The organism is Agrobacterium sp. CG160-95, assembly GCF_053521725.1.
The window spans coordinates 178,136-193,190 of sequence record NZ_JBNWDU010000006.1; the positions used below are offsets into that span (position 1 = coordinate 178,136).

Consider the following 15,055-nt stretch of genomic DNA (forward strand, 5'->3'; position numbering starts at 1 on the left):
GTCGAAACGGTAAAAACGATCCATCAAGTCCGGAATATTCCTGAAGAACGCAATAATTCTCGTCTTTTCTCGGGCAACGACTTGAAACTGGCAAGTGCAAATTAACGCCATTGAAGTTATCTAAAGCGATTGCCAGCGGCACGCGTCGAAAATAAGGCGATCAGCCGTTCAGAAAACTGTCGACCGCCTTCACATTTTGTGTGGCGAAGAAATCTGCGGTCGAGCCCGCATAGACAACGCGGCCACGATCAAGAAAAACCACCCGCTGTGCCAGCTTTTTTATGTCGTCTGGATGGTGCGTAACAATAATCGCCGTATTTTTTGTTTCAGCATGCAAGTCGAGAAGCAGGGAGGTCATGCCCGCCCGCAGCCCCGGATCGAGCGCCGCGAAAGGCTCGTCCAGCAGCATGACCGGTTTTTTCCGGACCAGCGCACGCGCGAGCGCCGCCCTTTGCCTTTCCCCGCCGGAAAGCGTGCCCGGCAAACGTTTGTCAAAACCCGCAAGACCAACGCGTGTGAGCGCCACGTCGATCCTCTGCCTGTCTTCCTCCCCCAGCTTCATCCCGGGGCTGATGCCGAGCGCGACATTGGTGAAGATATCGAGATGGGCGAAAAGATTATTATCCTGGAAGATCGAGGAGACCGGTCGTTCGGAAGGATCGAGCGCCTTCATGTCCCGCCCGCCGATCAGGACGCGCCCGGAATCGGGCAATTCAAAACCGGCGATGAGATTGAGGAGCGTCGACTTGCCAGAACCGGATGCACCGACGACGGCAGTCATCTGGCCTTGCGGGAATGCACAATCGAGATCGAAATCCTGCGTTCCGAGCCGCAGCATGACCTTGTCCAGCCCCACGGCAAATTCGTCACCCGTCATATACTCGCCCTTGCTGATTGGGATTGCCGTGAAACGCCGCCCGCGGCAAGCAGCAGGCAGACGACGCCAAGGATGAACGCGTATCCGGCGGCATCATTGGTGCGGTAGCTGCCCATATTGCTATAGACCAGCCATGGCAAGGTGATGAAATTTTCCGACCCGAACAGGGCAACCGCCCCAAGATCACCGAGCGACAGGGCCATGGCAAAGGAAAACGCCATCAGAAGCGACCGCCGCAGTACCGGCAGATCGGCGAACCGCAGCCGCGTCAGTCCCTGAAGCCCAAGGCTGGCGGAGAGCCGGGACGTGCGTAAAAAATGGCTGGTGAAGGCTGGCTCCAGCACCCGCATGGCAAGCGGCAACGCCATCAGCATGTTGATGAGTGCCACGAGAACGGGAGCATAAAAACTGACATCTCCAAAGGGCCGCAGCAACAGGAACCACCCGCTTCCCAGCACGACGGGCGGCACCAGCAGCACCAGCGATGACCCCGCCCCGAGCGTGGCGGACAAAAGGCGCAAGGGCTGAGCCGCGTGCCGTCTGGAACCCACGGCCTGTCGCGCACCGATAATCGCAAAGCAGCAGAGCACGACGAGAGTTGCGGAGAGCGCAGCGATTGCAAGGCTGGTCGCCGCCGCACGCAGGAAGATCGGCGCGGACAAAAGACGCGGCAGATCGGCCCCCAAACCCGAGACGGTTATGGCAACAAGCGGCAGGCCGACCAGCAGAACCGCAAAAATGATTGCCGCTCCGTCCCACAGGCGCGCGCCAACACGCTTGCCGTCGAAACGGCGAACAGGGCGGCCAAGCGAGGCAATTTCCGCCTCGGGCAATGGCAAAAAGGCAAGAAGGCCGAGCAGAACTGCTGTGGCTGCAATCTGCAAAACCGAAAGCGCGATTGCCCGTTGCGGATCGAAATCAAACCGCAGCGCCTGATAGATTGCGACCTCAAGTGTCGTCGCCGCCGGTCCACCGCCCAGCAGAAGCACTAGCGTGAAGCTGGTGGCGCACAGCATGAAGACAAGCCCGGCAATACCGGGAACAAGCCGCGAGACGGCCGGCCACTCGATGAAGCGGAAAACCGAAACCGGCCCCATGCCAAGACTTGCTGCCATCCGCCAATATTCGCCCGGAATCCGCTCCAGCCCGGCCAGCATCAGCCGCACCGCAAGCGGCAGATTGAAAAACACATGGGCGATGAGAATGCCGGAAAGGCCGTAAATACTGAAGGGCTGCTCCGCACCGGCAAAAACAAGGGCAGTATTCAAAACACCCTGCCTGCCCCAGATCGTGATAATGCCGAAGGCGCCGACGATGACCGGCAGCCCCATCGGCACAGCCATCAACCTGATAATCCAAATCCGCCCCGGAAAATCCTGTCTGCGGGAGAGCGCAAGCGCCACCGGCAGGCCGAGAACAATGGAAAGAACAGTGGACAACGTTGCCTGATAGAGCGTGAAGCGCAGGATGCGCAGCGTGTAGGCATCCACGATTCCGGCGGCGGATGTGCCGGCATCGAAAGACAGGAGTGCTGATACAGCAAGCGCCATGAACAGGAAAACGGCGGCAAACGCCGCCGTTCCGCCAATGATCGACCATCTGTAGTCGCGACGCAGCATCATGCGCGGGCGTGCCTCTTGCTCAGTTCATGCTCATGGCCGCAAGCCATTCGTCGATCCAGGCCTTGCGGTTCTTCGCCACCTCTTCCGGGTCCATCAGGAAGGTCTTCTGCGGTACGACGAGTTTGGAAAATGCCTCGGGCAGGGGCGTGGACGTTGCCGCGACCGGCATCATCCAGTTGTTTTCCGGAATGGCATCCTGAAATCCTGATGTGAGCGTGAAAGCGAGGAACTGCTTCGCCAGTTCCTTGTGCGGCGCGTTTTTGAGAAGGCCGGAAACCTCGATCTGGATGTAGTTCCCCTCGGAAAAAGCCGCGGCCTGATAGCGATCCGTCTTTTCCGAGACCATGTGATAGGCAGGCGACGTGGTGTAGGAGAGCACCATCGGCACCTCACCCTTGGTGAAAAGGCCATAGGATTCCGACCAGCCCGGCGTGACGGTGAGAATGCGCTTCCGGAGCTTCGCCCAGGCTTCCGGTGCCTTGTCGCCGTAAACGGACTTCACCCAGAGCAGCAGGCCAAGCCCCGGCGTGGAGGTGCGCGGGTCCTGAATGGCGATTTTCTGTGAAGGATCGCCGTCCACCAGATCCTTCAGGCTCGTCGGCGGATTTTTTATCGTCTGCGTGTCATAGACAACGGCGAAATGACCGTAGTCGTAAGGGACGAAAACGTCGTCCTTGTAACCGCCCGGCACCTTGGCCACCGATGCATCGATACCGCTGATATCGAAGAGGCCGGTCTGTTTCGCTTCCGCGACCAGATTGGTGTCGAGACCAACAGCGACATCCGCCTTCGACGCCGCCCCTTCAAGCTTCAGGCGGTTGAGCAGCGCCACGCCATCCGCTACACCGACGAAATTGACCGTGCAATTGCACACCTTCTCGAAGGCCTCTTTCACCTTGGGGCCGGGACCCCATTCGGAAACGAAGCTTTCATAGGTGTAGACGGTCAGTTCCTGTCTGTCCTGAGCAGTGGCAAGACCGGGCAGAAACAACGAAACGGCAACGAGGGAATTCAGGAAAAGACGACGGCGCACGGGTATCTCCTCAAAAAACGAAAAGGGAAATAGCCGCTTGCCTTAAGCCGTCTAATCCCTCCGCCGGTATGAACCGGATCAGGTTCTTCGGGTTGGCAAGCCTCTCAGCCTTTTGCACGCAAGCACAAAAGACACCCCGTTAGATCAAGATGATGATGTAGTCCCGCTGTCTCTGATTGGCAAGATGGCTGCCGTCAGGCCTGCTGCACCATGTGCACCAGTTCCCAGACATGGCCGTCGGGATCCTGAAAACTACCGGCATACATGAAACCGTGATCCTGAACCGGTTTCCAGCTGCTGCCACCCGAGGCGAGCGCCGTTTCGATCATCCGGTCGATTTCCTCACGGCTTCCCGCTGTGAGACAGGTCAGGACCTCGGTGCTGCGTGTGGCGTCGGCGATATCGCCATTGATGAAATCACGAAAACGCTCCTCCTGAAGAAGCATCACGAAAATGTTCTCCTCAACGATCATGCAGAGCGTGCGGTCATCCGAATATTCCGGATTGAAGGTGAAACCGAGAGCCGTGAAGAAGCTTCTCGATGTCTCGATATTCTTGACCGGCAGATTGACGAAGATCATGCGCATTTTCTGAACTCCTCCGAACCCGCACAGGAAACGGCAATTCCGGCTCCCTGTCAAAGGTGGATGAGACCTCAGTCAAGAAATCGCGACCAAGTCACCCTTCAATTTCCTCGCGCAGCATCTCCAGCTCCAGCCATTCCTCTTCCATGGCTTCGAGCTTTTCGCGCAGCTTCGTCATTTCCTGCGCCAGCGTATTGAAGGTAGCCGGGTCCTTGGTGAACAGATTGGGATCGGCCATGCGCTGCTCACGCTTGGCGATTTCGCCCTGCGCCTTCTCCATCTCCTTTGGAAGGTTTTCGAGCGCAAATTTTTGCTTGAAAGAAAGCTTGCCCTTGGCCTTTGAAGCGTCCTGCGACGCGGAGGCGGAAGGGGCGGTCTTTGCCTTTTCCTGCTTCTCCGCCTTGCGCTTTTCTTCCGCAGCACCCTTGCGTTGCGCCATCATGTCCGAATAGCCGCCGGCATATTCGATCCAGCGTCCGTCCGGCTGGTCCGGATTGGCGGGCGCGATTGTGGAGGTGACGGTACGGTCGAGGAAATCGCGGTCGTGGCTGACGAGAATGACCGTGCCGGAAAAGCCCGCAACGATTTCCTGCAACAGATCGAGTGTTTCGATATCGAGATCGTTGGTCGGCTCGTCAAGGATCAGCAGGTTGGTAGGCCGCGCCAGAATGCGCGCAAGAATAAGACGGGCGCGCTCACCACCGGAGAGGTTGCGGATGGGCGTGCGGGCCTGTTCCGGCTGGAACAGGAAGTCCTTCATGTAACCCGTCACATGTTTCAACTCGCCATTGACCAGCAAATTGTCGCCGCGACCGTCGGTGAGGTAATGAGCGAGCGTATCGTTTGGATTGAGATCTTCACGCTTCTGATCAAGCGTCGCGATTTCCAGATTGGTGCCGAGCTTTACCGTGCCGCTATCGGGCTGAAGCTGGCCGGTCAGCATCTTCAAAAGCGTTGTCTTGCCGGCACCGTTCGGCCCGACGAGACCGATGCAATCACCGCGATGCACCCGCAGCGAAAACGGCGCGATGATCACGCGCTCGCCGTAAGACTTAGTGATTGCGTCTGCCTCGATGACCAGTTTGCCGGATTCCCGCACCTCCGCAGCCGTCGCCTGCACGCTGCCCTGCGGTCCCTTGTGGCCGCGATAGTCCGCACGCATTGCCTGAAGCTCGCCCACGCGGCGCATGTTGCGCTTGCGTCTCGCGGTCACGCCGTAACGCATCCAGTGTTCTTCACGCTCGATGGCCTTGCCGAGCTTGTGCTGCTCCAGCTCTTCCTCTTCCAGCACCTTGTCGCGCCATTCCTCGAAATGCGCAAAACCGCGATTGAGACGACGGGACTGGCCGCGATCCAGCCACACGGTCGAGGTCGAAACCTTTTCCAGAAAACGCCTGTCGTGCGAGATCAGCACCAGCGCGCTACGCGTCTGCTGCAACTCGCCTTCAAGCCATTCGATTGTGGGCAGGTCCAGATGGTTGGTCGGCTCGTCCAGCATCAGAATATCGGGTTCAGGGGCCATGACGCGGGCAAGGGCCGCACGCCGCGCTTCGCCGCCGGACAGGCTATCCGGATGTTCCTGTCCCGTCAGGCCCAGATGCTCGAGAATATAGGTAACGCGATAGGGATCGTCGCCAGGTCCCAGCCCCGCCTCGGCATAGGCCTGCACGGTGTCGTAACCGGCAAAATCCGGCGCCTGTTCCAGATAACGGATGGTGGCGGAGGGGTGACGGAAAACCTCGCCCGACTGCGCCTCGACCAGACCGGCGGCGATCTTCATCAGGGTCGACTTGCCCGAACCGTTACGTCCGACAAGGCAGATGCGGTCGCCCGGCTCCACCTGAAGATTGGCGCCGTCGAGCAGCGGGGTCACGCCGAAGGTCAGCTTGATGTCATCGAGTTTCAAAATTGGGGGTGCCAAGGCGTCAGGCTCCGGTCAGATCATAAGGGCGGGCGAGCACGATGGCTTTTCCGCTTTTCAGCGAGAAATGCACGGGGCCGCCATTCGCGACATTGGAAATAGTGCGGGAAGAGCCGAAAGCAAGCGGGAAATCCTTGATAGGATAACGCACATTGCCGATATCGAGCCCCACAAGGTCGGTAAACCCGGCAACGGAAAACAGCGCACCGGGAGGCAGATCAAGGTCGAACGACCCCGCCAGCAGCGGGCGGGCCTCCTCTTCGCCGGAGGTCAGCGTAACGTTGAGACCACGCTCAGTAAGCGCCACCGCGTAAAGGAGGTGCTGAAGTGCGTGGTCGCTTCTCGCTCCACCAAGCGCACCGGCAAGCACCAGAGAACGCGCGCCGCGGGCAAGTGCCTCCGACACCGCAATTTCGCCATCGGTCACAGCCTTTGCAGCGGGATAGGGCTGTCGCACCACATCGGGCCAGGCGTCCAGCAGGTCCTTGTCGGTGGAATCGAAATCCCCCACCCAAAGCTCGGGTGTGAGCCCGAGCGGTGCGGCATGGCGCATGCCGCCATCGGCCGCAATCACACGGCTACCCTCAACCGCCGCTTTGAGGCGGTCGGTAACGGTGACATCGCCGCCAAGCAGAATGGTGAAGCGTTCTCTATCCATGCCCTGCCTTATCGCACCTCAGGCAAAAATGGAAAGGCAGAAACCCGATGAAATCAGCCGATATTGATTTTCGTCGGCTTCGGGATTATGAAACGCCTCAGTGGTGATTTGCCGACCGGCTTGCAGCCACTTTAAAGAAGTCGCTAAAGGGTCGAGGAAAAGGGTAATTTCCTGGGACCGGCTGCGATTTCGCTGCCGGTTTTTTTGTTTTCGCAACGTTCTTTACGTCATCCGAAAAGAGAGTTCGACATGCCGATCAAGATTCCCGATACCCTTCCCGCCTTCGACACCCTCGTTCATGAGGGCGTGCGGGTCATGACAGAAACGGCGGCCATCCGGCAGGATATCCGCCCGCTCCAGATCGGGCTTCTCAATCTCATGCCGAACAAGATCAAGACGGAAGTGCAGATGGCGCGCCTCGTCGGCGCATCGCCGCTGCAGGTGGAGTTTTCGCTGATCCGCATTGGCGGCCATCGTGCCAAGAATACGCCGGAAGAGCACCTTCTGTCCTTCTATGAGACATGGGAGGAAGTGCGCCACCGCAAGTTCGACGGTTTCATCATCACAGGCGCGCCCATCGAGATGCTTGACTATGAAGACGTGACCTACTGGAACGAGATGCAAAAGATTTTCGACTGGACGCAAACCAACGTCCATTCGACGCTGAACGTCTGCTGGGGCGCGATGGCCGCCATCTACCATTTCCATGGTGTGCCGAAATACGAACTGAAGGAAAAGGCTTTCGGCGTCTATCGTCACCGCAATCTCTGCCCCTCGTCCATATATCTCAACGGTTTTTCCGACGACTTTCAGGTTCCGGTCTCACGCTGGACGGAAGTGCGCCGCGCCGACATCGAAAAACACCCGGAACTCGAAATCCTGATGGAGTCAGAGGAAATGGGCGTATGTCTGGTGCATGAAAAAGAGGGAAACCGCCTCTATATGTTCAACCACGTCGAATATGATTCAACCTCGCTTTCGGATGAATATTTCCGCGATGTGAACTCGGGCGTTCCAATCAAGCTGCCGCATGATTATTTTCCGCACAATGATCCGGAGCTTGCCCCGCTCAACCGCTGGCGCAGCCATGCCCATCTGTTTTTCGGCAACTGGATCAACGAGATATATCAGACGACGCCTTATGACCTCGAAGCAATCGGCAAACTAGCGGCGTAAATTGCGGGATTGCGAATTGCCGGAAAATGACGCAACGTCCGCCGGCAATTCAAAGATATCGGGAGAATGACGCAATGAGCGACGCGGCGGCACGGGAGAATTTCGGTTTCACGACAACCGGCGAAAAGGTTGAGCGTGTCACCATCTCGAAGGGCGGGCTGACGGCCAAGGTTATCACCTGGGGCGCCGTCATTCAGGACCTGCGCCTCGATGGGCACCAGCCGCCGCTCGTTCTCGGCTTCGATACATTCGAGGACTACAAATATTCATCCTATTTCGGCGCGACACCCGGCCGCAACGCCAACCGTATCGGTGACGGAAAATTCTCGATCGACGGGCACGAATACCAGCTGGAACTGAACGAAAAAGGCGTCAGCCACCTGCATGGCGGCAGCGACGGGATGGGCAAACGTAACTGGATGCTGATGGAACACGGCGAAAGCCATGCGGTTCTGCAGATCATCGATCCCGACGGCCGCGCCGGTTATCCCGGCAATTGCACGGTGACCGCGACCTATACGATCCGCGACGGCGGCGTGCTTTCGGTGGTCTATGAAACGGTGACCGACCAACCGACCATCGCCAATATCTGCCAGCATTCCTATTTCAACCTCGACGGTGCTGATACCGCACTTGGACATGAGATCAGCATCGCCGCTGACTTTTATCTGCCAACCAACGACAAACAGATCCCGACAGGCGAAATCCGCTCCGTCGAAGGCACCGTCTTCGACCTGCGCCACCCGACGCCGATGCGGCGAACGGAGGATGGCGAGCAGGTGCTCTACGACCATAATTTCTGCCTTTCGCCCGAGCGTCGCGCCAAGCGCAAGGTTGCCCGCGCCTATTCGCCCGCCTCCGACATTGCCCTTGAGGTTCACACCACCGAACCCGGCGTGCAATTCTATTCAGCCTTCAAGCTGAATGTTCCCGTTCCGGGCCTCGATGGCCGCCATTATGGCCCCTTTGCCGGTTTTTGTCTGGAAACGCAGATATGGCCGGATGCCGTCAATCATCCCGATTTCCCCTACGCGATCCTGCGTCCCGGCGAGACCCTGCGTCAGGAAACCGACTATATTTTCAAGAAGGGTTGAGGCGGCGGGCTGGGTTCAGTCCAGCACGCATCCCACATAACCGCCCGATGCTCGGGCTCGCCGTTCGATAAGGCCGGCAAGCCGTTGCAAACCACGCCCCGGCTTGCTGGCAACGCGATCGATGGGATTGGGTAGGGAAACGGCAAGCAGTGCCGCTTGGCGGGAGCTGAGCTTTGCCGCCGGTACCTTGAAATGGTGCTGTGCTGCGGCCTCGATGCCGTAAATGCCGGGTCCCCATTCGGCAACGTTGAGATAAATCTCCATCATCCGTTTTTTGGACCAGACGAAATCGGCAGCAATCGCCAGCGGCAACTCCAGCCCCTTGCGCAAGAACGAGCGGCCGTTCCAGAGGAACAGGTTCTTGGCCGTCTGCATGGGAATAGTGCTGGCGCCACGGGTGGACGCGCCTTCGAGCGCATTGTTGACGACGGACTGCATCTGGTTCCAGTCAACGCCGCCGTGGAAACAGAATTGTCCGTCCTCGGACATCATTACGGATTGCACAAGGCGCGGCGAAATATCCTCGAGCGGCACCCAGCGCCGGTCATAACCCTGAAGTGTCACCAGATCGGCAAGCATCAGCGTCGAGACCGGCCGCATGAAAGGCAGGGCATAAACCGGGATCAGCAGATAGGGCAGGATCAGCAACGCCAGCAAGGTCATGATGATACGCTTTGCCAACGTGCGAAAATCCACCTTCGGACTGCTCCGGTCTTCCGCCAGCACGGCGTAATCTGCGTCGCTTTCAGGCGTACTGCTCAATATTCGTCAAAGCCCCGCACCAATCGAAGCCTTTCATATTCCATTGCCGCCTTCAAGGCGAGTCCGGTCAAACAGTTGACCTCAGGAATCACGAAAAGGTTGCCTGGCCCCGCGCGCCATGCCAAAGAGCGCGGCATGGACGCTCAGATGACGAATTTCGAAACGAAGCTGCGCGATAACGCGGCACAGACCGAATCCCTGCTTGGTCGCCTGCTTTCCGCAGAGGCGCGTGCGGATGAGATTACGCGCCCGCAAAACCTGCTCGACGCCATGCGTCATGGCGTGCTGAACGGCGGCAAACGCCTGCGGCCCTTCCTCGTCATAGAAAGCACGGCCTTGCTCGGCGGAAATGCTGAAGCAGCCCATTATGTCGGTGCCGCGCTGGAATGCCTGCATTGTTACTCGCTGGTGCACGACGATCTGCCAGCGATGGATGACGACGACCTGCGCCGCGGCCAGCCGACAGTGCACCGCAAATTCGACGAGGCGACCGCCATTCTCGCAGGCGACAGCCTGCTGACACTCGCCTTCGACATTATCGCATCGGACGAAAATCCTCTCCAGGCAGACCGCAAGGCGTCTCTCGTTCTCTCGCTCGCCCGCGCCGCAGGCGTCGGCGGCATGGCGGGCGGTCAGGCGCTCGATCTGGCTGCGGAAAAGAACGCACCTGATGAGGCCGGCATTATTACATTGCAGGCTATGAAAACCGGTGCACTGCTGCGCTTCGCCTGCGAGGCAGGCGCGATCATCGGCGGCAGCGATGTTTCCGAAAGGCAAAGACTGCGCCTCTTCGGTGAAAAGATCGGCCTTGCCTTCCAGCTTGCCGACGATCTCCTGGATCTGACCGCCGATGCCGCCACCATGGGCAAGGCAACCGGCAAGGATGCCGCACGCGGCAAGGGAACGCTGGTGGCACTACGCGGTGAAGACTGGGCGCGCCTCAAGCTTCAGGAACAGGTGGCGGAAGCCTCCGAACTTCTGGCCCCCTACGGCGAAAAGGCCGCGATACTCATCGCGGCCGCCAGATTCATCGCCGAACGGAAAAGCTGAGCCGGTTTCCCGGCTCACCGTTTTTCAGCCAATCAGCCCTTGAGCGGCGAAATCAGCACTTCGACGCGACGGTTCTGAGCGCGGCCATCCGGCGTTGCGTTCGAAGCGATCGGCTGCGAGGGGCCGAAGCCGAGCGTCGAAATACGGCGCTGGTCGACGCCGCGTGCGCCGAGATAGTTTGCAACAGACGCCGCACGACGCTCGGAAAGCGCCTGGTTGTGCTGCTGGCTGCCGGTGGAGTCGGTATGGCCGTTGATGTCGATGAGCGTGCGGTTGAACTTGTTCAGCACGATGGCGACGGAATCGAGTGTCTGATAGAAGGGCGGGATGACCTGATCCTGATCCGTCGCGAAGGTGATGTTCGACGGCATGTTGAGAACGATGCTGTCGCCACGGCGGGTAACCGAAACGCCAGTGCCCTGAAGCTGGGCGCGAAGCTCGGATTCCTGACCATCCATGTAATTGCCGATTGCGCCACCGGCGAGTGCACCGATGCCGGCGCCGATGAGGGCTGCGTTGCGGCGACCGACCGGCGAACCGCCGACAGCCAGACCACCGAGAGCACCGACGACAGCGCCGATACCAGCGCCGCCCGCCGTGTTCGACATCTTCTGCTCACCCGTATAGGGATCGGTGGTGGTGCAGGCGGAAAGATAGGTCCCGCAAAGGGCAACGATCGCGATTTTTTTGATCATGTGTTTTGATGCTCCGAAGGGTTCAGGCGGTATGACAGTGGAATTTCGGCATTTTCACGGTAGTTTTTACTCCGCCGCATCTTTCCGGCCAAAACGCTTTTCGATGTAATCGATCACAAGCGCTTCAAAATCCGCGGCGATGTTGGGACCGCGCAGGGTGAGCGCCTTCTCGCCATCGATGAAGATCGGTGCAGCGGGGCTTTCGCCGGTTCCGGGCAGTGAAATGCCGATATCGGCATGTTTGCTTTCGCCGGGGCCATTAACGATGCAGCCCATGACAGCAACATTGAGCGCTTCCACACCGGGATACTTTTCACGCCAGATCGGCATGTTCTTGCGAATGTCATTCTGGATATTCTGGGCAAGTTCCTGAAAGACGGTAGAGGTGGTGCGCCCGCAGCCGGGACATGCCGCAACCACCGGAATGAACTGGCGGAAACCCATGACCTGCAGCAATTCCTGCGCCACCTGCACCTCGCGGGTGCGGTCGCCGTTCGGCTCCGGCGTCAGCGAGACGCGGATCGTGTCGCCAATACCGTGCTGCAGCACATAACCCATGGCAGCAGACGAGGCGACGATGCCCTTGGAACCCATGCCGGCTTCGGTAAGACCGAGATGCAGTGCGTGGTTGGAACGTTCCGACAGCATCGAATAAACGGCAATCAGGTCCTGTACCTGGCTGACCTTGGCAGACAGGATGATGCGATTGCGCGGCAGGCCGATTTCTTCGGCAAGCTCTGCGGAAATCAGTGCCGACTGGACTATGGCTTCGCGGGTGACCTGACGGGCAGAGAGCGGAAAACCCTGCTCCTTGTTCTTGTCCATCAGCGTCGTCAGCAATTCCTGATCGAGCGACCCCCAGTTCACGCCGATGCGAACCGGCTTGTCATAACGGATCGCCATTTCGACGATTTCGCCGAACTGCTTGTCCTTCTTGTCCTTGAAGCCGACATTGCCGGGATTGATGCGGTATTTCGCCAGTGCTTCGGCACAGGCCGGATGATCGGCCAGAAGCTTGTGGCCTATATAGTGGAAATCGCCAATCAGCGGCACGTCCATACCAAGGCGCAGCAGCCGTTCGCGGATTTTCGGCACAGCGGCAGCGCTCTCATCGCGATCGACGGTGATGCGCACCATTTCAGAACCGGCCTGGAAAAGTGCCGCCACCTGCTGCACGGTGGCGTCGATATCCGCCGTGTCGGTATTGGTCATGGATTGTACGACGACAGGCGCACCGCCACCCACGATGACGCCCCCTACGTCGACGGCAACTGATGCACGGCGGGTCTTTGGATCGTAATCGGCGTGTGACGTCATGGCGGTCTCTGGAGCTTGCGGCAAGGTCTGGCAATTGAGGTGAAACAAGGGGGCGTGCTTGTCAACACCCAACGCATAAGAGCTTCTACTTTACCGCAATCATGGCAAAATTCGAGACGCCTATTCCTTGCCCGCACCATCCGCATGCCGGGCGAGCCGCGAAAGCAGCAAAACCACCACATGCAACAACGGCAGAGCGAGAAATACGGTGGCGAGGCCGGTATGTTCGGCAATGAAGCCGATGGCCGAGGGTGCTACCAGAATCCCGGAATAACCCATGGTGGTGACGACCGACAGGCCGATGCCGGGTGCCAGTCCCGGCATGTTCCCCGCCGCCGAAAAGGCGATCGGCACCATGTTGGAAATACCGATACCGGCAATCGCGAAGCCGATGATCACAAACGTGGAATTTCCCGCAAGACCCGCAATCAGAAGGCCCGCAATCGACATGACCGAGCAGAACCGCAGGGTATTGACCGCGCCGAACCGGTCGCGCACCAGATCGCCGGCAAAACGCATGGCCGCCATGGTCATGGAAAAGGCCGCGAATGCGAAACCGGACTGGGACACGGAAGCGCCGAGTTCATTGCGCAGATAAAGGGCACCCCAATCGAGGATCGCGCCTTCCGGAATCATCGAAAACAGCGCCATCAGACCGATAATCCACGGCAAGGGCGTCAGCGGCAAGCGACCTTTCGGACGCTCCTCCTCGGCATGCGGGCGATCCGCAAGAACGCGCGGCCACGCGACGACGAGCAAAACAAGGGCGATGACCGTCAACGCGATCGCATGCCCCTGCACGCCAATGGTCGTGATGAGATAGCCGCCAAGACCGGCACCGATCAGGCCGCCCAGGCTCCAGAAAGCATGGCACGACGACATGATGGCGCGGCGCATGTCACGCTCGACCGCCACCGCATTGGCGTTCATGGCGACATCCATCGCCCCTGTCAGCCCACCGAACAGGAAAACTGCAATCACACCCGCCCAGATCGTGTCTGCCCAGGAGATGAAAAGCAGTGTCGGCAAGAAAATAGCCGCACTCGCAAGGCTGACCGTTCGCGATCCGAAACTGGCGATCTGGGAACCGGCGATCGGCATGAAAACCAGCGAGCCGACGCCGAAAACCAGAATGATAAGGCCAAGCGCACTTTCACTGAGGGATAACCGCGCCGCAAATTCCGGTATTTTGGGCGCCCACGACCCCATCATGAAACCGTTCATCAAAAACAGCAGGGACACACCGAGCCTGTGCCGCGTCAGATAGGACGAGCGCTTGACCGTCGGCGAAAATGTCGTGGGGCCGTTCATCGGTAATATCCTTCAGACTTGACCGTGAGAGAGTTGGACGGCGTCATCGTCGCCGAAATGAACTTGTACGCCTTTAGCCGATAGCGCCTCGACCAATGTGCGGTCGGCGTCATGTTCGAGCACCAGGGAAAGAGGCGGAGAAAAGTCGTGCACGTGAAACGCCGCCTTGTGGCCCAGCTTTTCCGTGGTGATGGCGGCAACAATCCGCTGGCTGGCGCTGCAGGCAAGCCGCTTGAACACGGCATCCTCGAAAATATCCGCCGACAGGCCGGTCTCAGCCGCAACACCGCAAACGCCAAGAATACATAGCTCGGGCCGCATCAGCTCAAGTTGCCGCAACGCCATGGCGTCGATGGCCGCACCGACGGCCGGATCGACCTTGCCGCCGATCATGATCAAAGCGATATCGGCGCGCCCCGTGAGTTCAGCGGCAATAGCAGGCGTATTCGTTACCACCGTCAATTTGAGACCGGCGGGGATAGCCCTTGCAATGGCCAGATTGGTGGAGCCGGCATCGATAAAGACGACCATGCCCGGCTCAAAAAGCGGCATTGCTGCGCGCGCCAACGAAGCCTTGCGATCGGCATCCTCGGTGATCCGTGTCTTCAGCGGCACCGTCTTGCTATCGGAAAGCAACGCCCCGCCGTAGACGCGCAGACACTCCCCGCGCGCCGCCATATCCCGCAGATCCCGGCGGACCGTATCTTCCGAAACGCCGAAATTCTGGGCCAGATTCTGCGCAAGCACGCGGCCGCTTTGCCGCAACTGTGCAAGGATGAGCGCCTGCCGCTCGCTGACAAAATGATCGCTCATCGGGACTCATGCATAAACAGGAACAAACGTGCACGAACATGCATATTTGAGTTTTAGCGAAGGTGCAACAGCAAAACGCCCGCCGGGAGGGCGGGCGTTTATAACGAAAGACAAAATATCGGGGCTAGCGATGCTGTGTGGG

General features: G+C 59.0%; 14 protein-coding genes and 2 riboswitches. Of the genes, 3 read left to right on the forward strand and 11 right to left on the reverse strand.

Annotated features, from left to right (window positions below; all coding sequences use genetic code 11):
* Window positions 1-160 precede the first annotated feature (160 nt).
* The 6 genes from ACQZ63_RS20525 to ACQZ63_RS20550 all read right to left on the reverse strand — a co-directional run bounded on the left by ACQZ63_RS20525 (window position 161) and on the right by ACQZ63_RS20550 (window position 6,695).
* Entirely contained in the window at window positions 161-877 is a 717-nt protein-coding gene (locus ACQZ63_RS20525; RefSeq protein ID WP_113556147.1) for an ATP-binding cassette domain-containing protein, read from the reverse strand.
* Complete coding sequence (gene thiP / locus ACQZ63_RS20530) at window positions 874-2,499, reverse strand: thiamine/thiamine pyrophosphate ABC transporter permease ThiP (RefSeq protein WP_113556146.1); 1,626 nt, start codon at window positions 2,497-2,499, stop codon at window positions 874-876. Before thiP ends, ACQZ63_RS20525 begins: the two co-directional genes overlap by 4 nt.
* Before the next feature lie 19 nt (window positions 2,500-2,518).
* The gene (gene thiB, locus ACQZ63_RS20535; protein WP_113556145.1) at window positions 2,519-3,532 is read right to left on the reverse strand and encodes a thiamine ABC transporter substrate binding subunit; all 1,014 of its coding nucleotides are present in this window, start codon (window positions 3,530-3,532) and stop codon (window positions 2,519-2,521) included.
* 38 nt (window positions 3,533-3,570) lie between these two features.
* Window positions 3,571-3,681: riboswitch (TPP riboswitch) on the reverse strand.
* Window positions 3,682-3,726: 45 nt separating this feature from the next.
* Entirely contained in the window at window positions 3,727-4,119 is a 393-nt protein-coding gene (locus ACQZ63_RS20540; RefSeq protein WP_003516574.1) for a VOC family protein, read from the reverse strand.
* 91 nt (window positions 4,120-4,210) lie between these two features.
* Window positions 4,211-6,037, reverse strand: coding sequence for an ABC-F family ATP-binding cassette domain-containing protein (locus ACQZ63_RS20545; RefSeq protein WP_111782561.1), 1,827 nt, complete (start codon window positions 6,035-6,037; stop codon window positions 4,211-4,213).
* A gap of 4 nt (window positions 6,038-6,041) precedes the next feature.
* Window positions 6,042-6,695, reverse strand: coding sequence for a thiamine diphosphokinase (locus ACQZ63_RS20550; RefSeq protein ID WP_111782560.1), 654 nt, complete (start codon window positions 6,693-6,695; stop codon window positions 6,042-6,044).
* A 90-nt stretch (window positions 6,696-6,785) separates the two neighbouring features.
* Window positions 6,786-6,862, forward strand: a riboswitch (SAM riboswitch).
* Between the two features lie 82 nt (window positions 6,863-6,944).
* Here ACQZ63_RS20550 and metA point away from each other — a divergent pair.
* Window positions 6,945-7,871, forward strand: coding sequence for a homoserine O-acetyltransferase MetA (gene metA, locus ACQZ63_RS20555; protein WP_003516567.1), 927 nt, complete (start codon window positions 6,945-6,947; stop codon window positions 7,869-7,871).
* Between the two features lie 74 nt (window positions 7,872-7,945).
* Window positions 7,946-8,965 (forward strand): aldose epimerase family protein, encoded by a 1,020-nt coding sequence (locus ACQZ63_RS20560; RefSeq protein WP_113556144.1) that lies wholly within the window; start codon window positions 7,946-7,948, stop codon window positions 8,963-8,965.
* Window positions 8,966-8,980: 15 nt separating this feature from the next.
* Here ACQZ63_RS20560 and mtgA read toward each other — a convergent pair whose 3' ends face one another.
* Window positions 8,981-9,727, reverse strand: coding sequence for a monofunctional biosynthetic peptidoglycan transglycosylase (gene mtgA / locus ACQZ63_RS20565; RefSeq protein ID WP_003516563.1), 747 nt, complete (start codon window positions 9,725-9,727; stop codon window positions 8,981-8,983).
* A 135-nt stretch (window positions 9,728-9,862) separates the two neighbouring features.
* Here mtgA and ACQZ63_RS20570 point away from each other — a divergent pair, with 135 nt between their 5' ends.
* Entirely contained in the window at window positions 9,863-10,777 is a 915-nt protein-coding gene (locus ACQZ63_RS20570; protein WP_113556143.1) for a polyprenyl synthetase family protein, read from the forward strand.
* A 32-nt stretch (window positions 10,778-10,809) separates the two neighbouring features.
* Here ACQZ63_RS20570 and ACQZ63_RS20575 read toward each other — a convergent pair whose 3' ends face one another.
* The 4 genes from ACQZ63_RS20575 to ACQZ63_RS20590 all read right to left on the reverse strand — a co-directional run bounded on the left by ACQZ63_RS20575 (window position 10,810) and on the right by ACQZ63_RS20590 (window position 14,913).
* Window positions 10,810-11,472 (reverse strand): OmpA family protein, encoded by a 663-nt coding sequence (locus ACQZ63_RS20575; protein WP_003516557.1) that lies wholly within the window; start codon window positions 11,470-11,472, stop codon window positions 10,810-10,812.
* Between the two features lie 66 nt (window positions 11,473-11,538).
* On the reverse strand, window positions 11,539-12,789 hold the full coding sequence (ispG, locus tag ACQZ63_RS20580; protein ID WP_111782559.1) for a flavodoxin-dependent (E)-4-hydroxy-3-methylbut-2-enyl-diphosphate synthase: 1,251 nt from the start codon (window positions 12,787-12,789) through the stop codon (window positions 11,539-11,541).
* A gap of 120 nt (window positions 12,790-12,909) precedes the next feature.
* Window positions 12,910-14,100, reverse strand: coding sequence for an MFS transporter (locus ACQZ63_RS20585; RefSeq protein WP_113556142.1), 1,191 nt, complete (start codon window positions 14,098-14,100; stop codon window positions 12,910-12,912).
* 12 nt (window positions 14,101-14,112) lie between these two features.
* Window positions 14,113-14,913: a DeoR/GlpR family DNA-binding transcription regulator gene (locus ACQZ63_RS20590; RefSeq protein WP_113556141.1), complete on the reverse strand. Its 801-nt coding sequence runs from the start codon at window positions 14,911-14,913 to the stop codon at window positions 14,113-14,115.
* Window positions 14,914-15,055: the final 142 nt, after the last annotated feature.